At 63.8% G+C, this 19,871-nt stretch carries 18 protein-coding genes and 1 pseudogene; 15 read left to right on the forward strand and 4 right to left on the reverse strand.

Annotated elements, in window-relative coordinates; all coding sequences use genetic code 11:
* The first annotated feature begins 292 nt into the window (after positions 1 to 292).
* On the forward strand, positions 293 to 1,639 hold the full coding sequence (locus tag P6U28_RS30930; protein WP_407120424.1) for an IS701 family transposase: 1,347 nt from the start codon (positions 293 to 295) through the stop codon (positions 1,637 to 1,639).
* A gap of 49 nt (positions 1,640 to 1,688) precedes the next feature.
* Here P6U28_RS30930 and P6U28_RS30935 read toward each other — a convergent pair.
* Together P6U28_RS30935 and P6U28_RS30940 are read right to left on the reverse strand one after the other, a co-directional pair.
* A protein-coding gene (locus P6U28_RS30935) for an IS5 family transposase (protein WP_407120425.1) occupies positions 1,689 to 2,449 on the reverse strand; the annotation gives its coding sequence in 2 pieces (ribosomal slippage) (positions 1,689 to 2,113 and positions 2,113 to 2,449; 762 coding nt in all).
* A 71-nt stretch (positions 2,450 to 2,520) separates the two neighbouring features.
* Complete coding sequence (locus tag P6U28_RS30940) at positions 2,521 to 3,645, reverse strand: ROK family protein (RefSeq protein ID WP_122400435.1); 1,125 nt, start codon at positions 3,643 to 3,645, stop codon at positions 2,521 to 2,523.
* 333 nt (positions 3,646 to 3,978) lie between these two features.
* Here P6U28_RS30940 and rplU point away from each other — a divergent pair, with 333 nt between their 5' ends.
* From rplU to P6U28_RS30960, 4 genes and pseudogenes are all read left to right on the forward strand, one after another.
* Positions 3,979 to 4,365, forward strand: a complete 387-nt coding sequence (gene rplU, locus P6U28_RS30945; RefSeq protein ID WP_027572946.1) for a 50S ribosomal protein L21 — start codon at positions 3,979 to 3,981, stop codon at positions 4,363 to 4,365.
* Positions 4,366 to 4,468: 103 nt separating this feature from the next.
* The gene (gene rpmA / locus P6U28_RS30950) at positions 4,469 to 4,738 is read left to right on the forward strand and encodes a 50S ribosomal protein L27 (RefSeq protein WP_008538809.1); all 270 of its coding nucleotides are present in this window, start codon (positions 4,469 to 4,471) and stop codon (positions 4,736 to 4,738) included.
* A gap of 146 nt (positions 4,739 to 4,884) precedes the next feature.
* The gene (locus P6U28_RS30955; protein WP_164937299.1) at positions 4,885 to 5,478 is read left to right on the forward strand and encodes a GNAT family N-acetyltransferase; all 594 of its coding nucleotides are present in this window, start codon (positions 4,885 to 4,887) and stop codon (positions 5,476 to 5,478) included.
* A gap of 244 nt (positions 5,479 to 5,722) precedes the next feature.
* Positions 5,723 to 6,806, forward strand: a pseudogene (locus P6U28_RS30960) (ISAs1 family transposase).
* Between the two features lie 26 nt (positions 6,807 to 6,832).
* Here the strand turns inward: P6U28_RS30960 and P6U28_RS30965 are convergent.
* Positions 6,833 to 7,747, reverse strand: coding sequence for a DMT family transporter (locus P6U28_RS30965; RefSeq protein ID WP_122400433.1), 915 nt, complete (start codon positions 7,745 to 7,747; stop codon positions 6,833 to 6,835).
* A 245-nt stretch (positions 7,748 to 7,992) separates the two neighbouring features.
* Between P6U28_RS30965 and P6U28_RS30970 the strand changes: the two genes are divergently transcribed.
* The 3 genes from P6U28_RS30970 (at position 7,993) to P6U28_RS30980 (ending at position 11,346) form a co-directional block, all read left to right on the forward strand.
* Positions 7,993 to 8,475 (forward strand): MaoC family dehydratase, encoded by a 483-nt coding sequence (locus P6U28_RS30970; protein WP_129146155.1) that lies wholly within the window; start codon positions 7,993 to 7,995, stop codon positions 8,473 to 8,475.
* A gap of 85 nt (positions 8,476 to 8,560) precedes the next feature.
* Positions 8,561 to 9,601 (forward strand): GTPase ObgE, encoded by a 1,041-nt coding sequence (obgE, locus tag P6U28_RS30975; RefSeq protein ID WP_129146154.1) that lies wholly within the window; start codon positions 8,561 to 8,563, stop codon positions 9,599 to 9,601.
* 110 nt (positions 9,602 to 9,711) lie between these two features.
* The gene (locus tag P6U28_RS30980; protein WP_129146153.1) at positions 9,712 to 11,346 is read left to right on the forward strand and encodes an alkaline phosphatase family protein; all 1,635 of its coding nucleotides are present in this window, start codon (positions 9,712 to 9,714) and stop codon (positions 11,344 to 11,346) included.
* Between the two features lie 70 nt (positions 11,347 to 11,416).
* Here P6U28_RS30980 and P6U28_RS30985 read toward each other — a convergent pair whose 3' ends face one another.
* Entirely contained in the window at positions 11,417 to 12,382 is a 966-nt protein-coding gene (locus tag P6U28_RS30985; protein WP_129146152.1) for a Bug family tripartite tricarboxylate transporter substrate binding protein, read from the reverse strand.
* Between the two features lie 193 nt (positions 12,383 to 12,575).
* Here P6U28_RS30985 and proB point away from each other — a divergent pair, with 193 nt between their 5' ends.
* The 7 genes from proB (at position 12,576) to P6U28_RS31020 (ending at position 19,761) form a co-directional block, all read left to right on the forward strand.
* The gene (proB, locus tag P6U28_RS30990) at positions 12,576 to 13,697 is read left to right on the forward strand and encodes a glutamate 5-kinase (protein ID WP_129146151.1); all 1,122 of its coding nucleotides are present in this window, start codon (positions 12,576 to 12,578) and stop codon (positions 13,695 to 13,697) included.
* A 238-nt stretch (positions 13,698 to 13,935) separates the two neighbouring features.
* Positions 13,936 to 15,243: a glutamate-5-semialdehyde dehydrogenase gene (locus P6U28_RS30995; protein WP_122400427.1), complete on the forward strand. Its 1,308-nt coding sequence runs from the start codon at positions 13,936 to 13,938 to the stop codon at positions 15,241 to 15,243.
* Between the two features lie 20 nt (positions 15,244 to 15,263).
* Positions 15,264 to 15,908 carry a nicotinate-nucleotide adenylyltransferase gene (locus P6U28_RS31000; RefSeq protein WP_164937251.1) on the forward strand — a complete coding sequence of 215 codons (645 nt, stop codon included), beginning with the start codon at positions 15,264 to 15,266 and terminating at the stop codon, positions 15,906 to 15,908.
* Positions 15,909 to 16,107: 199 nt separating this feature from the next.
* Positions 16,108 to 16,464, forward strand: a complete 357-nt coding sequence (gene rsfS, locus P6U28_RS31005; protein WP_092289999.1) for a ribosome silencing factor — start codon at positions 16,108 to 16,110, stop codon at positions 16,462 to 16,464.
* Between the two features lie 92 nt (positions 16,465 to 16,556).
* A complete protein-coding gene (rlmH, locus tag P6U28_RS31010; protein ID WP_129146150.1) occupies positions 16,557 to 17,039 on the forward strand; it encodes a 23S rRNA (pseudouridine(1915)-N(3))-methyltransferase RlmH in 483 nt (160 codons plus the stop codon).
* Between the two features lie 32 nt (positions 17,040 to 17,071).
* Positions 17,072 to 18,406, forward strand: coding sequence for a murein hydrolase activator EnvC (locus P6U28_RS31015; RefSeq protein WP_129146156.1), 1,335 nt, complete (start codon positions 17,072 to 17,074; stop codon positions 18,404 to 18,406).
* Complete coding sequence (locus tag P6U28_RS31020) at positions 18,403 to 19,761, forward strand: S41 family peptidase (RefSeq protein WP_122400425.1); 1,359 nt, start codon at positions 18,403 to 18,405, stop codon at positions 19,759 to 19,761. The genes P6U28_RS31015 and P6U28_RS31020 overlap by 4 nt, the downstream gene beginning before the upstream one ends.
* Positions 19,762 to 19,871 lie beyond the last annotated feature (110 nt).

Genomic DNA, 19,871 nt, shown 5'->3' on the forward strand with positions numbered 1-19,871 from the left:
ACACTGGCGGTCCCGTGCCGCTCATTTGAAATACTGGCCGGGAAGGGCGGCTTCGCCGGCCGAGTGGAAGCGACGATTCGACCCTAGCGTGCAGTCCGCATGGCGCAACGCAATCCGGTCCTTAACCTAACCGGTCAAGGTTACTCTGGAGCCCGGACGGGCTTCAGGTCCTCGTCTGACGCGTTTTCTTGACGCGAACCGGTCTCCACTTCGCTCGAAAACGCTAGCTAGCACTACTTTGGCAGATTGTTGATTTTGGCGCGTTTTATAGGATTCCCGAATCAATTTTTCAATGATTCATGGGTGGTCGGCTCTTGGAGGGCTGACCATGCCGGGATGGGAAGACGAACTCGAACGCTGGCTGATGCCGTTCTTGGACCGACTGGGTCATAAGACCCGGCAGCGGATGTGTCCTCTGTATGTTGCGGGATTGATCGGTCCCGGCGATCGTAAGAGCGTTCAGCCGATGGCGGAACGCCTTGCCACCAGCACCTACGACCAGTTGCACCATTTCATTGCGGACGGTGTCTGGGACGCGACGCCGCTGGAGACAGAGTTGCTCAACCAGGCGGACCGACTTGTCGGCGGCAGGGATGCGGTGCTGGTTATTGATGACACCTCACTTCCCAAGAAGGGTGAGCGCTCGGTCGGTGTTGCGGCTCAATACGCCTCGGCTCTCGGTAAAACGGCAAATTGCCAAACACTGGTGTCTTTGACGCTTGCGCGCGGCGAAGTACCCGTGATGGTCGCGTTACGTCTCTTTCTGCCTGACAGTTGGACAAGCGACGAATCTCGTTTGAAGCGCGCTCGCGTGCCAGTCGAACATCGAACGCCACGGTCCAAGCCGGAGATTGCTTTGGCCGAGATTGACCGCGCGATAGCAGCCAACGTGCGCTTTGGATATGTGCTGGCGGATGCAGGATACGGCCTCAGCGCACCGTTTCGACAAGGGCTAACAGAGCGCGGGCTGGTCTGGGCTGTCGGAATCCCGCGGCACCTGAAAGTGTATCCGGTCGATGTGAAGCTCATTTGGCCGATTACCAAAGCCCGCGGCAAACCACGAAAGCACCACGTGCCCGATATCTTATCAATTGCGGCCGAGCAAATGCTGGCCGGCGCCAAATGGAAAACCGTGAGTTGGCGTAGCGGGACGAAAGGTCGGCTTAAAGCCCAATTTGCTGCGGTCCGTGTCCGGACCGCCGACGGCCCTCCGCAGCGGATATGGGATAAAGGTCAGCAGCATCTCCCAGGCGACGAAGCCTGGCTCATTGGCGAGCAACGTGCGTCCGGGGAGAAGAAATACTATCTGGCCAATCTTCCGGCGGCGACGGATCTGCGCACGCTGGCCGCCACCATCAAGGCACGGTGGATTTGTGAGCAGGCGCATCAGCAGTTGAAGGAGGAACTTGGACTTGATCACTTCGAAGGGCGATCATGGCAAGGTCTTCATCGCCACGCCCTGATGACAATGATTGCCTACGCCTTCCTGCAACATCGTCGCCTCGCACACGCGGGGCGGAAAAAGAATCTACGGGCCTCCGCCTCAGCCAACCATGCCAGCCGTACGTCACGCCATCGTCGATCTCATCCTTCGGCCGCCGTCTCAGCATTGCCCATATTGCCGAAGGCAAATCCGTGAAAAACAGCGGCGAAAACACAATCTGCCAAAGTAGTGCTAGGGTCCGGACTCAATTGATCCACCAAGTAACGGCGGCGACCAAGAGGATGGCCGAGAGGAAGTTGTCGGCTCGCTTGTCGTAGCGGGTCGCAATCCGCCTGAAGTCCTTGAGGCGGCAAAACATGCGTTCGATGAGATTGCGTCCTTTGTAGGCCTTCACGTCGTACCGGTGCGGATGCTTGCGAGTTGGGTTGGGCGGAATTACTGCCTTTGTTCCGCGCTCGGCCAACCACTCACGCAGGCTATTGGCGTCATAGGCCCTGTCAGCAAGCAATCGTCGAGCAGGTGAGACGGCAGGCAGCAGATCGCGCGCCGCCGTGAGGTCATGGCAGTTGCCAGGCGTGATCACGAAGGCGATCGGACGTCCATAATCCTCGGTCAGCGCGTGGATTTTGGTGGTGCGTCCGCCTCGCGAGCGGCCGACCGCCTGCTGGAAGTCCCCCCTTTTGCGCCCGCCGCCGAGCGGTGGGCTTTGATGTGGGTCGCGTCGATGGACATTGTCCCGACCCGGCCGGTTGAGCCAGTCAAGGCGTAGAAAATATTGCCCCACACGCCTTGGCGGCTCCAGCGATTGAAGCGGTTATAGATGGTCGTGTAGGGGCCGTAATCTGCCGGGCAGTCTCGCCAGCGTGCGCCCGATCGCAGCATGTGGAGGATCCCGCTGATCACGCGTCGGTCATCCACGCGATGGGCGCCGCGCCGCCCACGTGGCAACAGCGGTTCAATCCGCTTCCACTCCGCCTCACTCAGCCAATATAGCTTTTGCCCCATCAAGCCCCCTTCGACTCGGAGGTCTTGAATCACAACTCCGCCTCAGCGGGAATCCCTATTGAGTACAGACCCTAGTCCGCTTTACCCTTTTTCTTCCCGTTCTCCGTGGAATCCCGGTCTTTTCCGTTGCCGTTCTCCTTGCGGCGGTTGGTGAAGCGCGCATTGCCGAGCCCGGTGCCGATGGTGAGCACGCCCCAACGATCGACGTGCTGCATGAACGGCACTTCCGACAGCCCCTGAACGACACCGTCATTGTGCATCACGATCGCAGCATCGTGCTCGCCGATCTGCGGGATGGCTTCGATGAGGCTCGCCGGCAGGTTGAACTTGCTGCTCTCCCAATTGCCGGGGAGATTCTGCGCGCCCTTCTCGATCGAGCCATCCGCGTTGATCACGCCGGGACAGGCAATGCCTATGAACGGCGCGAGCTTGAAGCCTTCGGCCTCGGCGTCTTCGATCAGGCCTTCGAGCATCTTGACCAGCCGCTTCACCGCGACTTCGCGGCTCGGCTCGTCATCGGCGTGACGCCACAGATCGGATTTGAAGACCACCGCCTTGGACAGGTCGGGCGCCTTCTTCCACCGTGTCTCGACGATGCCGCAGCGGATATTGGTTCCGCCGATGTCGACGGCGAGAATGCTGTCATAGGCCTCGAAAATCCAGGAGGGCGCGAGGTGCAGGGCTCCGATCAGGCCGGCATCGTCAGGATCGAATCGAATCGGCACCAGGTCGACCTTGAAGCCTTCCGATTTCAGGATGATCTCGGCCCGGGCAATGGCAATTTCGCCGAGCCGGCTGGCGCGAAAGCCGCCGCCGACCACGATGCATTCGGTCTTGGCCCAGGCCTTGGTCTTGAGGAATCGCCGCGTGACGTAAGCGAGCTCCTGCGCGAAGTCCTCGATCGCGCTGTGCACGACGGCCGTTGCCTCGGTGTCGTCGCCGACCAGGACGGCATCAAGGGACTTCTTGCTGAGCTTGTCGGACGGCTCGTCGCCGAACGGATCCTCGCCGCTCTTGCGCAGCGGCTTGCGCCATTCCTCGAGGATCTCGCGAAACGCCCCCTTGCTGGCGCGATCGCCGAGAAAGCCGTCATCGTCCTTGATCTCGATGTTGAAGCTGTCGACATCGACCGACGGCAGGCGGCTCGCCCCGTGCTGGGCGATACCCGTTGTCTTGACCAGCTCGTCCGTAGCCATGGTAGCCCTTGCCCGCGTGTCCAATTTGCGAGGACACAACGGGATGGGAACCGGTTGGTTGCAGAGCGGGCCGGAGATTCTCCGAGCGTTCGGAAATGGCTCAAATCCTTCAAATTCGGGCCCTTTTCGGCGGTTTTCCTTGACTCTCCGCCCCCGGCGGCTATAAGTCCCACAGCCGGCGCGGGGCGTTTCTCGCGCCGCTTGTTTTTGCCTGGGTTTTCAAAGGGATAACTCCCGCCCGCGCAGACTCGCATAAACCCGTAGCGACTGACAAAAAGCCGGCCCGGACGATACCCGTCGCGAGGCCGGGATTGAACACGAAGGAAAAAAACGATGTTCGCAGTCATCAAAACCGGCGGCAAGCAATACCGCGTCGTGCCGGATGATGTCTTGGAAGTAGGCAAGATCGAAGGCGAAGTCGGCTCGATCGTGCAGTTGAATGAAGTTCTGGTGGTCGGCGGCGACACGCCGGTGCTGGGCGTTCCGACGGTCGCGGGTGCGTCCGTCGCGGTCGAGGTGCTCGACCACAAGCGCGGCCCGAAGGTCATCGCGTTCAAGAAGCGCCGCCGCAAGAACTCGCGCCGCAAGCGTGGCTACCGCGACGAGATCACCGTGCTGCGCGTCAGCGAGATCCTGACGGATGGCGCCAAGCCCACCAAGGGCCCGCGTCCGAAGAAGGAGAAGGTGGCCAAGGAGCCGGCAACGGAAGCCGCCGAATAAAACGGAATTGATCACGCCAATTCACGAATTGAGGCGTGAGAAATTTTGAAATGATTCCGTCAAGGAATTGATCTAGAGATACGCAGGATTTCGGAGACGAGCCATGGCTCACAAAAAAGCAGGCGGTTCATCGCGCAACGGACGCGATTCCAAGGGCAAGCGCCTCGGTATCAAGGCGTTCGGCGGGGAGATCGTCACTCCCGGCAACATCATTGCGCGTCAGCGCGGCACCACCTGGCACCCCGGCCTTAATGTCGGCATGGGTACGGACCACACTTTGTTCGCCAAGATCGAGGGCCGCGTTGCGTTCCAGGCCAAAGCCAACGGCCGCACCTTTGTATCGGTACTCCCGATCGCAGAGGCTGCTGAATAGACGGTGGATCAAATTGGAGTCCGCCGGTCCCGACTGAACCGGCGGAGTCCCAGAGATCACAGAGATCGAAGGCTCCAGGGGAGGCGGGAAACCGGCCTCCCCTTTTCTTTGCTCACTTTGACTTAGTGACTTTCACGGAGCCGGACATGTTGCAGGATTTCTCGAGCGTGACCTTGCGGGAGGCGAGACCCAGCGTCGTCGCCACCGAGCGGCTGACCTTGCGGCGGCCGACCCTCGCCGACGTCAGGACCATCGCCCGGCTCGCCAACGACCGCCGTGTCGCCGAGAACACGCGCCGCCTGCCGCATCCCTATTCGCAGGACGACGCCGCCGAATTCATCCGCGCCACCGCCGAGCTCGGCAGCGAGACCGTGTTCCTGATCGAGCACGATAGCGGACCGGTCGGCATGGTCGGCATCGATTGCTCCAAGCCCGGCAATGCCGAGCTCGGCTACTGGCTCGGCGCCGAGCATTGGGGCCAGGGCTTTGCCACCGAGGCCGCACGCGGCGCGATCGACTTCTTCTTCGAGGAGTTCGAGGACGATCATCTCCATGCCGGCGCCCGCGTCACCAATCCGGCCTCGCGCAAGGTGCTGGAAAAGTGCGGCTTCCAGTGGAGCGGCGTGCAGCTGCACCGCTTCCTGGCGCTGGGCTCCTCCACGCCCGTCGACTGCTTCCGCCTGTCACGCGGCGTGTGGGCCTCGCTGAAGAGCTGGAGCAGTGCGCGACGGGTGAGATAGCTTACCCTCCCCTGGAGGGGAGGGTCGGCTCACATTGAGCGCAGCGAAATGTGAGACGGGGTGGGGTGACAGTCTCTCAGCGGAAGCAGTCCCCGAGCGGAGAGATCACCCCACCCCGCTCGCGCTTCGCGCGATCGACCCTCCCCCTCCAGGGTAGGGGAATCGCATATGGTGCTGGCAGGGTGTTGCCAAGCGGTTGGAACTGGATTCTTTGGGTGTCTCTCGATTCCAGAGGGAGACCTGAATGCGCAAGCTCAAGCGCCTGTTTCGACCGCTCAAGGACCCGCGCGCCAGCAACACCCGACATGATCTTGTGGAGATCCTCGTCATCGCCTTGGCGGCGACGCTGGCTGGCGCCAAGACCTGCACCGAGTTCGAGTTCTTTGGCCAAGGCCGCGAGGAGCTGTTGCGGCGCTTCCTGGAGCTCAGGCACGGCATCCCGAGCCACGATACGTTCAGCAATGTCTTCCGTGCGCTGGACGCCGAAGGGGCTTGAAGCGGTTTTGCGCAAGTTCAGCAAGAGCTTCGGCATCAAGGGGGTGGTCAGCATCGACGGCAAGGCGCTGCGCGGGGCCTACACGCGGGGCCGGCAGGCCACGCCGCTGCATATGGTCAATGTCTGGGCCGCAGGCACTCGCATGGCATTGGCCCAGAGAAAGGCTCCCAACCGCAACGAGGTTGCCGGGGCTCTCGAAGTCCTCGCCCTGCTCGATCTGGACGGGGCTCTTGTCACCGCCGACGCCTTGCATTGCCGGCCCGATACCGCGCAGGCCATCCGCGACCGGAAGGGGCACTACGTGTTGGCCATCAAGAGCAACCGTGGCCGGCTGTTCAAGGCCGCCAAGACGTTGGTCGACACAGCCCGAAAGCCCGCGCGAGCGAGTCAACGAAGAGCCACCGCCCACGGTCGCGCCGAGCGCCGGCAGGCCATCGTCGCGCCGGCTCCTCAGTTGGCGAAACAATACGACTTCCCCGCTATCGCCGCAGTCGGTCGCATCGACAGCTGGCGCGCAAACTCTGGCAAGGCTGTCAAACACACGGTCCGATACTTCCTCGCCTCGCGCTTGCTGTCGGCCAAAAAGCTGCTCGAGGTCGTGCGTGCCCACTGGAGCATCGAGAACAACCTGCACTGGGTCCTCGACGTCCTGTTCGACGAGGATGCCTGCCGCAGCCGCAAGGATCACGCCGCCGAAAATCTCGCCCTCATCCGCAAGCTGGCCATCAATACCCTGCAGGCAACGCCCGGTCCTGCCCGCATCAGCCACAAAATGCTCCAAGCCAGATGGAATAATGACTTCCTTCTCTCCGCCCTCGCCCATATGCGATAACCCTACCCTCCAGGGGAGGGTAAGAGCTACGCCGGCGGATTCACTTCGCTGCTCGGACGTCCCAAATCCCGTTCGCGCAAGTAAATGTAGAACCCGGCGCCGATGATGATCGTGGCGCCGACGAGTGTTGCGATGGATGGGACGTCGCCGAACACGACGAAGCCGAAGATCACGGCCCAGACGATCATCGAATATTGATAGGGCACGACGACGCTGGCCGGCGCGAGCTTGAGCGAGCGGTTGACGCAGAACAGCGCGGTCACCGAGACGCATCCGGCGAGCGCGAAGATCACGAGACTGCCGGGGCTCGGCGGCACCCAGTGGAACGCCGACAGCACGGCGCCCAGCGAGAACGTGCCGACGAATTGCGACGATGCCATCACGATGTCGGGCGTCTTGCGCAGGCTGCGTGTGATCAGCATCAGCGTTGCGAAGGAGAGACTGCCGCCGAGTGCGATCAGTGCCGGCAGGCTGACCGTCTGCGCCGAGGGGCGCAGCGCGATCAACACGCCGCAGAAGCCGATCAGGATCGCGGTCCAGCGCCGCCAGCCGACCCTCTCCCCTAAGAAGATCGCCGACATTGCGGTGACGAAGATGGGACCGGCGAGATAATAGGTAATGACGTCGGCGAGCGGCAGATAGACCGTCGCGAGGAAGAAGGCCGCGACCTCCAGCGTCGAGAGCACGACGCGAAACAGCTGCAGGCCCGGCCGCTCCAGATGCAGGAACTGGTGGCGCTGCTTCCAGATCAGCGGTGACAGCAAGAGCAGCGCCGCGCAGGCGCGCAGGAACAGGAGCTGCCCCACCGAATAAGTCCCGACCAGGAACTTGCCCATGGCGTCGCCGAACGAGAACATGAAGATCGACAGCACCATGAGTCCGATGCCGGCGAGGCGCGCGGAGCGATCGTCATAGGCGGAGGGATTCTTGAAGAGGGGCATTGATCGGACTGTCAGAGATCGTCATTGCGAGCGCAGCGAAGCAATCCAGAATCTTTCCGCAGCGACCGCCTGGATTGCTTCGCTGCGCTCGCAATGACGGGAAAGAGCGTCGCCAGTAATTTTGCTTGCGGCCGTTTTAATGACGAGAGCGGCACGGACAAGCCCACATCCACCAAATTGAACGGATTGTCGCACTCTTCGCATCGCGGTAGCGATACAGGCGACATCGACGAAAGAGCCCTGACATGACCGACTTCGATCCGGCCCAGCATCGCATGATCCCGACGCAACGCTGGTTTGAGGATTTCGTCGTCGGCGAACGTTTCGTGCTGCCGAGCCGAACCCAGACCTCGGCAGTGTTCACCGCATTCCAGACCGCGAGCGGCGACACTCATCCGGTACACTACGACGTGGAATATTGCCGCGCCCGCGGCATGCCACATCTGCTCGCCCACGGCTTCCAGACCCTGATCCACACCGCGCCCGGCGCGGGCCTGTTTCCGTTCATGGTCGAGGAGTCCCTGGTCGGCTTCCTCGAGCAATCGAGCCGGTTTCTCAAGCCGGTGTTCGCCGACGACACCATCTATCCGGCGCTCGAGGTCACGGAGCTGGTGCCGGGGCGCACCACCGGCGTGGTGACGCTCAAAAGCACCGTGTTCAACCAGCGCAAGGAGCTGGTGCTGGAGGGCACGCAGAAATTCCTGCTCAGACGGCGACCGGCTGGTTAAGCAAGGGCCGAAATTCGCGGAATTTCGGCCGATTTGCGCATCGATCCGGGTTGCCGCACGGGACCGGCTGGCCTACCTATGGCCCATGAAATTCCTCGACGAAGCAAAGGTCTATATCCGCTCCGGTGACGGCGGAAACGGCTGCGTGGCGTTCCGCCGCGAGAAGTTCATCGAATTCGGCGGTCCCTCCGGCGGCAATGGCGGCCGCGGCGGCAATGTCATCATCGAGGTCGCCGACGGGCTCAACACGCTGATCGACTACCGCTACCAGCAGCACTTCAAGGCCCAGAAGGGCGAGAACGGCATGGGCTCCGACCGCCACGGCGCCAATGGCAAGAACATCGTGCTGAAGGTCCCCGTGGGCACGCAGATCTTCGACGAGGATCGCGAGACGCTGATCCACGACTTCACCAAGGTCGGCGAGAAATTCGTGCTGGCCGAGGGCGGCAATGGCGGGTTCGGCAATGCGCATTTCAAATCGTCGACCAACCGCGCGCCGCGCAACGCCAATCCCGGCCAGCCCGGCGAAGAGCGCTGGATCTGGCTGCGGCTGAAGCTGATCGCGGACGCCGGCCTGGTCGGCCTGCCCAATGCCGGCAAGTCGACCTTCCTCTCCAAGGTCAGCGCGGCGAAGCCGAAGATCGCCGACTATCCCTTCACCACGCTGCATCCGCAGCTCGGCGTCGTGAATGCCGACGGCCGCGAATTCGTGCTGGCGGATATTCCCGGCTTGATCGAGGGCGCGCATGAAGGCGCCGGCCTCGGCGACCGCTTCCTCGGCCATGTCGAACGCTGCCGCGTGCTGCTGCATCTCGTCGACGCAACCAGCGAGCACGCCGGCAAGGCCTACAAGACGGTGCGCAAGGAGCTCGATGCCTATGGCGGGCAGCTCACCGACAAGATCGAGATCGTCGCGCTGAACAAGATCGACGCGGTCGAGCCGGACGAACTGAAGAAGCAGAAAGATCGCCTCAAGCGCGCCGCCAAGAAGACGCCGCTGCTGCTGTCCGGCGTCACCGGCCAGGGCGTCAAGGAAGCACTGCGGGCGCTTGCGGATGTGATCGGCGAAAGCCCGGTCTCGGCCAAAGCCAAGAGCGCCGCCGAAGCGGAGCCGTGGTCTGCTTAAGGCGGGCGGCGCTCTCTCCATACCTCTCGCCAACGGGGCTACGGGAGAGGTTGTCTTCGCGCCATCGATAGAGCAGCATCCAGAAAATCAAGAAGGGGCGGAGCCAAAGCATGGCGCGCGCGAAGAACGTACTCTGGATCATGTGCGACCAGCTTCGCTATGATTATCTCGGCTGCACCGGCCATCCCACGCTGAAGACACCCAACATCGACGCCATGGCGAGGCGCGGCGTGCTCTTCACCAAGGCCTATGTGCAATCGCCGATCTGCGGCCCGTCACGGATGTCGTTCTACACAGGGCGCTACATGCGCTCGCACGGCTCGCACTGGAACGGCTGGCCGCTGCGTGTCGGCGAGCCCACGCTCGGCGATCACCTCAAGAAAATCGGCGTGCGCAACGTGCTGGTCGGCAAGACCCACATGGCGCCCGATCTCGAAGGCATGAAGGCGCTCGGCATCCCGCCGGAATCCGTCATCGGCGTGCACGTCGCCGAGTGCGGCTTCGAGCCTTATGAGCGCGACGACGGCCTGCATCCGACCGGTCGGCCGCGGCCGAAATACGACGAGTATTTGCGCAGCCAAGGTTTTGACGCCGCCAATCCCTGGGAGCATTGGGCCAATTCGGGTGCGGCTGACGACGGCTCGCTGCAGAACGGCTGGCTGCTGGTGCACGCCGACAAGGTCGCGCGCGTGCCCGACGAGCATTCCGAAACGCCTTACATGACGCGGCGCGCGATGGATTTCATCAGCGAGGCCGAGACCGACGGTCGGCCGTGGTGCCTGCATCTGTCGTATATCAAGCCGCACTGGCCCTACATCGCGCCGGAGCCCTATGCCAGCATGTATTCGGGCGAAGACATGATTCCGGCGATTCGCTCCGAGCGCGAGCGGCAGAATCCGCATCCGGTGTTCGGTGCCTATATGGACATGCGCTACTCCCGCAACATGGCGCGCGACGAGGCGCGGGAGAAGGTGATCCCGACCTATATGGGCCTGATCACCCAGATCGACGACCAGATGGGCGTGCTGATGAAATTCCTGGAGGCGCGCGGACTGCTGGAGACCACCATGATCGTGTTCACCTCCGATCATGGCGATTATCTCGGCGATCACTGGATGGGCGAAAAGGATCTGTTCCACGAGCAGTCGGCCAAGATCCCGCTGATCATCATCGATCCCTCCAGGGACGCCGACGCCACGCGTGGCACGCGCAGCGATGCGTTGGTCGAGGCCATCGATCTCGCGCCGACCTTCGTCGATTATTTCGGCGGCAAGGTGCCGGGCCACATCCTCGAAGGACGTTCGCTGCTGCCGCTGCTGCGCGGGCCCACGCCATCAGACTGGCGCAAGGTGGCGTTCTCCGAATACGACTACGCCATGCAGGACGTGCGCCTGAAGCTGAACCAGCCGATCGAGCGCTGCCGCCTGTTCATGGTGTTCGACGGCCGCTGGAAATACATCCACGCCTCCGGCTTCCGCCCGATGCTGTACGACCTCGAAACCGATCCGGAGGAATACGTCGACCGCGGCGATGACTCGGAATGCGCAAGCATCATTGCGCGGCTGCAGGCCGAGCTGTTCGACTGGGCGCTGCACCCGAACGACCACATCACGACACCGCGCGAGAAAATCGCCTCCTATGCCGACAACCAGCTCCAGGTGAAGGGCGGCATCCTGATCGGTATCTGGGACGAGAAAGAGCTCGCCGCAATCAAGGACGGCCTCGCCCAGCGCGCGAAGATGTAGCGAACAGGGCAGAGCTTTCTTTGCTCGTCATGCCCGGGCTTGACGACGGAGAGTGGAGTGTGAGCGAGGCCTAATTCTCGATCTTGTATCCAGTCGCCTTCACGATCGGCTGCCAGAACGCCGTATTCGCGGCGAGCTCCTTCGACAGCCCGTCCGCATTGCTGCCGACCGGAATGAGCCCGATCGCCGTCAGCTTCTCCTTCACCTCGGGCTTGGCGAGCGCCGCGCTTGCCGCAGCGCCGAGCTTGGCGGCGAAATCCGGCGGGCTGCCGGCCGGAAGCCACATGCCGTACCAGGCATCGGCAACGAGATCGATGCCGCTCTCCTTCAGCGTGGGCACCTCAGGCGCAAAGGGCGAGCGGGCCGCGCTCGCGACCACGATGATCTTCACGCCCTTGGCGCGATGTTGCGGCAGCGCGTCGGCCAACGTGGTGATGCCGAAAGCAATGTGGCCGCCGACGAGGTCGTTGAGGATCGGGGCGCTGCCGCGATAGGGCACGCGGGTCAGGGGAATGCCGAGATCCTTCTCCAGCTTGGAACCCATGAAATGCGGAATGGTGCCGTTGCTCGGCACCCCGAACGAGGTCCTGTCCGGATGCGCCTTGAGCCAAGTCACAAAGCTCTTGAGATCGGTGGCATCGACCGCCGGGTTGATCACCAGCGCAAATTCGAACCGCGCCAGCAGCGACACCGGCATGAAATCCTTCGACGTGTCGAAGCTCGGTGTCGTCTCCACCATCGGCAGCAGGTACATGGTCGGCCCGGTCGTCACCAGCACCATGCTGCCGTCCGGGCTTGCGCCCTTCACCGCCTTGATGCCGATCAGGCCGTCACCACCGGTGCGGTTCTCGACCACGATGGTCCGTTGCAGCACCGGGGCCATCTCCTGTGCGATGAGCCGGCACAGCGTGTCGCCGCCGGCTCCGGCCGCGAAGGGGAAGATGATCTTGCTCAGCCCGGCTTGCGCTTGCGCCCCGCCCGCCTGCGCTAGGAGCGGCAGCCCCAAGCATCCGGTGATGAATTTGCGGCGGTCCATAGGTTTGCTCTCCGGCCCCTTTTTTTTAGTTGCCCGCATTAGAACCGGAACGGCGTCCAAGACAAGGCCGCCTTCGGCCGTTTATCATCTCGCCGCCTTGCGCCGGCCATCGTCATGCTGCAAAAGCAGGCCTCACCGGCGCCGCTCTCTCCGCTCCGCCGTTTCCAATGCAGAGCAGATCTCCAAGCGCGCCATGGCCAGCCCCGAACTCAGTCAATTCCGCCGCATCGTCGTCAAGGTCGGCTCGGCGCTGCTGGTCGATTCCGACAAGGGCGAGGTGCGGGCGTCCTGGCTCGCCGCGCTCGCCGATGACATGGCCAAGCTGCACAAGGAAGGGCGCGACGTCCTCGTCGTCTCCTCCGGCTCGATCGCGCTCGGCCGCAGCCGGCTGAAATTGCCGCGCGGCCCGCTGAAGCTCGAGGAGAGCCAGGCCGCTGCCGCAGTCGGCCAGATCGCGCTGGCGCGGATCTGGTCGGAGGTGCTCGGTTCCCACGGCATCGACGCCGGCCAGATCCTGGTCACGCTGCAGGATACCGAGGAGCGCCGCCGCTATCTCAATGCCCGCTCCACCATCGGCAAGCTGCTGGAGTGGCGTGCGATCCCCGTGATCAACGAGAACGACACGGTCGCCACTACCGAGATCCGCTATGGCGACAATGACCGCCTCGCCGCGCGGGTTGCCACCATGGCGAGCGCCGACCTGCTCGTGCTGCTGTCCGACATCGACGGGCTCTACGACGCCCCGCCGAAGAACAACCCGAACGCCAAACTGATTCCCGTCGTCGACAGCATATCCTCGGAGATCGAGGCTGTGGCGGGGGATGCCGAGTCCGAGCTGTCGCGCGGCGGCATGCGCACCAAGGTCGAGGCGGCCAAGATCGCGACGACAGGCGGCACCCACATGCTGATCGCCTCCGGCAAGATCGAGCATCCCTTGCAGGCGATCGCCGATGGCGGCCGCTGCACCTGGTTCCTCACGCCCGCCAATCCCATCACCTCGCGAAAACGCTGGATCGCGGGCACGCTGGAGCCGAAGGGCACGCTGACCATCGACGCCGGCGCGGTGACCGCGCTGCGCGCCGGCGCCAGCCTGCTGCCGGCTGGCGTGATCAAGGTCGAGGGCCAATTCGCCCGGGGCGATGCCGTGATCGTGCGCGGCCCCGACAGCAGCGAGGTCGGCCGCGGCCTGATCGCCTATGACGCTGACGATGCCGAGCGGATCAAAGGGCGCTCCTCCCCTGATGTGATGACCATCCTCGGCATCAGCGGCCGCGCGGAGATGATCCACCGGGATGATCTGGTGGTGGGCGGGTAAGGACCTTTGCTTCGTCATTCCGGGATGGTCCGAGGGACCAGACCTCAGGTGCGCAATTGCGCACCGGGGAATCTCGAGATTCCGGGTTCGGTGCTGACGCACCGCCCCGGAATGACGTCGGGCTGGGTCATTGACCTGGTCGGAACGCCGCCGCCCGAAGCCCTGCCATACCCTCCCCGCCCTTCGCAAAAGCGGGATTTCCGTGCTAGGACACCGCCTTAGCAGAAGGTTTGACCCCATGGCCGCCCCCCTCAAAGCCGTTGACGGCAATGCCGATCGGACTGGCGATCTCTTGGCGCTGATGTCCGATCTCGCCACCAAAGCCCGCGCTGCCGCGCGCGTGCTGGCGCTGGCGCCGCCGGAGCAGAAGAACCGGGCGCTGGAAGCCATGGAACGGGCGATCCGGGCGAACTCCGCGGCGATCCTTGCTGCCAATGCCGAGGACGTCGCGGAGGCCCGCGCCTCCGCCAATGCGACCTCCGCCTTCATCGACCGCCTGACGCTGACGCCGGCGCGGGTCGAAGGGATGGCCGAGGGCATCGGCATCGTGCGCGGCATTGCCGATCCGATCGGCGTCGTCACGGAGAGCTGGCAGCGGCCGAACGGCATGACCATCGAGCGCGTACGGGTGCCGCTCGGCGTCGTCGGCGTGATCTTCGAGAGCCGTCCGAACGTGGCGGCGGATGCCGGCGTGCTGTGCCTGAAGTCGGGCAATGCCGTGATCCTGCGCGGCGGCTCGGACAGTTTCCGCTCCTGCCGCGCGATCCATGATTGCCTGGTGCAGGGCCTGCGCGAAGCCGGCCTGCCTGAAGCTGCGATCACGCTGGTGCCGACGCGCGACCGCGCGGCGGTCGGCATGATGCTGTCAGGGTTGAACGGGGCCATCGACGTGATCGTGCCGCGCGGCGGCAAGAGCCTCGTCGCGCGCGTCGAACAGGAAGCGCGCGTGCCTGTGTTCGCGCATCTCGAAGGCGTCAACCACGTCTATGTCGATGCCAGCGCCGACCTCGCCATGGCGAAGTCGATCGTGCTCAATGCCAAGATGCGACGCACCGGCGTCTGCGGCGCGGCCGAGACGCTGCTGGTCGATCGCGCCGCTGCTGCATCGAGCCTGAAGCCGCTGGTCGAGATGCTGCTCGATGCCGGCTGCGAAGTGCGCGGCGACGACGCCGTGCAGAAAGCGGATGCGCGCGTCAAGCCTGCAAACGACGAGGATTGGGACACCGAATATCTCGACGCGATCATCGCGGCGAAGGTGGTGGACGGCGTCGACGGTGCGATCGCGCATATCCAGAACCACGGCTCGCATCACACCGATGCCATCGTGAGCGCCGACGAGCGTGCGGCGAAGAAATTCCTCAGCGAGGTCGATTCCGCGATCGTGCTGCACAACGCCTCGACGCAGTTCGCCGATGGCGGCGAGTTCGGTTTCGGCGCCGAGATCGGCATCGCCACCGGCCGCTTCCATGCCCGCGGCCCGGTCGGCGCCGAGCAGTTGACGAGCTTCAAATATCGCGTTCACGGCACAGGGCAAACGCGGCCGTAAGCAAGGTTGCAGGGCGGGCATTGAGCAACAATTTCGTCGTGCCGCGTTTTGTGGCGCAAGCAGTCCCTCCCCATGCGGAGGGTATGCGCATTGGCCTGCTCGGCGGCTCGTTCAATCCGCCGCATCAGGCGCATCGCGCGATCAGCCGGTTCGCGCTCAAGCGATTGCAGCTCGATCGCATTTGGTGGCTGGTCACGCCTGGCAATCCGCTCAAGGAGAACGGCAATCTGCACGAGCTCGGCGCGCGCATGCAGGCGGCGCGCGAGGTCGCCAACGATCCGCGCATCGAGGTGAGCTGTCTCGAATCCGTCATTCGCACCCGCTATACTATCGACACGATCAACACCTTGCGCCGCCGTTTCCCTGGCTTGCGCTTCGTCTGGATCATGGGCGCCGACAATCTCGCTCAATTCCATCGTTGGCAGGACTGGCGGCGCATCGCCGCCCAGGTGCCGATGGCAGTGATCGATCGTCCGCCACAGAGCTTTCGCGCCCTCAGCTCGCCCGCCGCCCAGGCGCTATCGCGCTACCGTCTGCCCGAGCACAAGGCGGCCCTGCTTGCAGATCGGCCGGCGCCGGCCTGGGTATTCCTGACCGGATTGAAGCTGAATCTCTCCTCGACGGGCTTACGGAACCCGGACGGGAGCTGGAAAGGTACGAAGTGAGACGAAAAGTGTGCGGGCTGGGAGCTCTCTGGCATATTGAAACCCTTAACCCCACATGATGTAGTGTAGCCAGTGAGCGCCGGATTCGGCGTTCGCGATACAGTGAAAGGAATGGTCCCTGACCGCATCTGTATTGTCCAAGCCTGTTTTACCCAAGGTTGCCAAGCCTGCGCGTAAAACATCGACCAAAGCTGCGGCCTTGAAGGCGCAACCCGACGCCGACAAGACGCTGAGCCTGATCCTCTCCCGCCTCGAGGACATGAAGGCGGAAGAGACGGTCACCATCGACCTTCGCGGCAAATCGGCGTATTCCGACTACATGATCGTCACCACCGGCCGGGTGAACCGGCACGTCGGCGCGATCGCGGAGAACGTGACGAAGAGCCTCAAGGAAACCGGCATCAAGAACATCCATGTCGAGGGCTTGCCCAATTGCGACTGGGTGCTGATCGATTCCGGCGACGTGATCGTGCACGTGTTCAGACCCGAGGTCCGCGAGTTCTACAATCTCGAGCGATTGTACACGCAGGGCCCAGGGGCGGCGAAGGCGATCTAGGCTCATTGAGCCGATTTCGAATCGGCTGACGCGCATGCTAGCGTCGTGCGCGCGCTCGTTGCGCGCGGTCTTGTCAACGCGACTCTGAAATCATGCGTGTTGCTGTCATTGCGGTGGGCCGACTGAAGCAGGGCCCCGAACGGGAGCTTGCCGACCGCTATTTCGAGCGGTTCGAGGAGGCCGGCCGCAAGCTTGGATTCCGCGAGCTCAGCATCCACGAAATTGCCGAAAGCCGCGCACGCGATGCGGCGACACGGATGGCCGAAGAGGCCACGGCGATCTCGGCGCATGTTCCGGACAAGTCGATCCTGGTGGCACTGGACGAACGCGGCCAGAATCTCGACTCCACCGTATTCGCACGGCATCTGGCGCGCTGGCGTGACGAAGGCGCCGGACATACCATCTTCTTGATCGGAGGGGCGGACGGACTTTCGCCCGAATTGCGCCGTAAGGCCAAGCTCGCGATCGCGTTCGGCTCTGCGACCTGGCCGCACCAAATGGTCCGCGTCATGCTTCTGGAACAGCTTTATCGGGCCGCCACCATCCTGGCCGGCCATCCCTATCATCGCGCGTGATGCGCACCACAACGAGCACCTTTGCCGACACGATGCGAGCGCCGCTCCTCAACCTGCTGCTGATCACTGGCGTTGCCGGTGGAAGCTTCGCGCAAGCTCAAACGGCGACGCCCCCACAAACCGCGGCGGTCTCGCCCGATGCGATCAAGCAGCGCGAGCAGGAGCTGGAAGCCGCGCGCGCGAGACAGAAGAGCGCGGAGGAAGCGCAAGCCAAGCTCAAGGCCGAGATCACCGCGCTCGGCCAGGATCGCACCCAGCTCAATCAGCAGCTGATCGAGACGGCCGCCAATGTGCGCACGCTGGAAAGCAGGATCGACGAGGCCGAGGCGCGGCTGCGCGCGCTGAACGGCCGCGAGCAGCAGATGCGCGCTTCGCTCGATTCGCGCCGTGCCGACATCGTCGAGGTGTTGGCGGCCTTGCAGCGCGCCGGCCGGCGCACGCCGCCAGCGCTGCTGGTGCGGCCCGAAGATGCGCTGCAGTCATTGCGCACGGCGATGCTGCTCGGCGCCGTTGTCCCGGAATTGCGCAGCCGCGCCGAGAAAATCGCGGGCGAGCTCGGCGAGCTCGTGACCTTGCGCAAGACCATCGCCACCGAGCGCGACCAGCTCGCCTCCGACCGCGACAAGGTCCGCAACGACCAGACCCGGCTCACCGCTTTGGTCGACGAGCGGCAGCGCCAGCAGGCGGCGCGTGAGAAGGACTTGGACGCCGAGAATTCGCGCGCCATCGCGCTGTCAAAGCAGGTCGGCGATCTCCAGGGGCTGATCGCCAAGATGGAGCAGGACCTGCAAAGCGCCACCAAGGCGGCCGAGAAGGCGGCCGAGGCTGCAAAGCAGGCCGAAGCCAAGGCGGCTGCCAGCGCCAATACCAGTGCCAAGTCCGGTCCGGGCGCTTTCAAGGATAAATCCCGCACCACCCCAGCGATCGCCTTCGCGTCGGCCAAGGGCCTCCTGCCGCTTCCGGTTAACGGTAACAAGATCAGGGATTTTGGCGGTTCCGACGGCGTCGGCGGGGTCCAGAAGGGCATTTCGTTGGCGACCAAGCCCGGCTCCCAGGTCACGACGCCGTGCGATGGCTGGGTTGTGTACGCCGGCCCGTTCCGCAGCTATGGACAACTCTTGATCCTCAATGCCGGGGGCGGGTATCATGTCCTGATCGCCGGGATGGAGCGCATTTCGGTCAACATCGGACAGTTTGTGCTCACGGGGGAGCCGGTCGCGACCATGGGGTCGACCTCTCAAGTCGCCTCCATTCTCGCCACGAACGCGAGTCAACCTGTGCTGTATGTCGAGTTCCGTAAAGACGGTACTCCAATCGATCCAGGCCCATGGTGGGCCGCAAATGAAGGCGAGAAGGTTCGCGGATGATGCGCAAGACTTCAGTAATCCTCCTCAGCGCGGCTACCGGCGCGGCGCTGACGCTGTTCGTGACCCAGCCGCGCGCGGTCTTCATGGGCTCCAGCGCAAGGGCCGCGACCGCGGACACCTATCGCCAGCTCAATCTGTTCGGTGACGTCTTCGAGCGCGTGCGCTCCGATTATGTCGAGAAGCCCGACGACACCAAGCTGATCGAATCCGCCATCAGCGGCATGCTCACCGGCCTCGATCCGCATTCGAGCTACATGGACGCCAAGAGCTTCCGCGACATGCAGGTGCAGACCCGCGGCGAGTTCGGCGGCCTCGGCATCGAGGTCACGATGGAAGACGGCCTGATCAAGGTGGTCTCGCCGATCGACGACACGCCCGCTTCGCGCGCCGGCATCATGGCCAACGACATCATCACCAATCTCGACGACGAGGCGGTGCAGGGCCTGACCCTGAACCAGGCGGTCGAGAAGATGCGCGGTCCGGTCAACACCAAGATCAAGCTCAAGATCATCCGCAAGGGCCAGGACAATCCGATCGACGTCACCCTGGTGCGCGACAACATCCGCGTCCGCTCGGTGCGCGCGCGCGTCGAGCAGGATGACATCGCCTACATCCGCATCACCACCTTCAACGAGCAGACCACCGAAGGGCTGAAGCGCGAGATCGGCAATCTCTCGAATCAGATCGGCGACAAGCTGAAGGGCTACATCATCGACCTCCGCAACAATCCGGGCGGCCTGCTCGAGGAAGCGGTCACCGTCTCCGACTCGTTCCTGGAGAAGGGCGAGATCGTCTCGACCCGCGGCCGCAATGCCGAGGAGACCCAGCGCCGCACCGCGCATGCGGGCGACCTGACCAAGGGCAAGCCCGTCATCGTGCTGATCAATGGCGGCTCGGCCTCGGCGTCGGAAATCGTCGCCGGCGCGCTGCAGGACCACAAGCGCGCGACCATCGTCGGCACGCGCTCGTTCGGCAAGGGCTCGGTGCAGACCATCATCCCGCTCGGCTCGGGCAACGGTGCGCTGCGGCTGACCACCGCGCGCTACTACACGCCGTCGGGCAAGTCGATCCAGGCCAAGGGCATCGTCCCGGACATCGAGGTGCTGCAGGACGTGCCGGACGAGCTGAAGTCGCGCACCGACACCAAGGGCGAGGCTTCGCTGCGCGGCCATCTGAAGAACGATGGCGACGAGAAGACCGGCTCGCAGTCCTACGTCCCGCCGGATGCCAAGGACGACAAGGCGCTCAAGCTTGCCGGCGACCTGCTCCACGGCATCAAGAACAGCGCCTCTGCCGCACCGACGCCGGGCGGCGACAACAAGGCCGCGACCGACAAGCCCAAAGCGGCGAACTAAGTCGGCGCCACGCGCGATCTCACGACAAGGGCGGCTTCTTGAAGCCGCCCTTTTTTTGCTGGGAACTCCCGTCGTCCCCGGCCTCTCCCGGGCTGCCGCCGCTTGACCCC

The organism is Bradyrhizobium sp. STM 3561, assembly GCF_045571455.1.
In the GTDB taxonomy this organism is placed as follows: Bacteria; Pseudomonadota; Alphaproteobacteria; order Rhizobiales; family Xanthobacteraceae; genus Bradyrhizobium; species Bradyrhizobium vignae.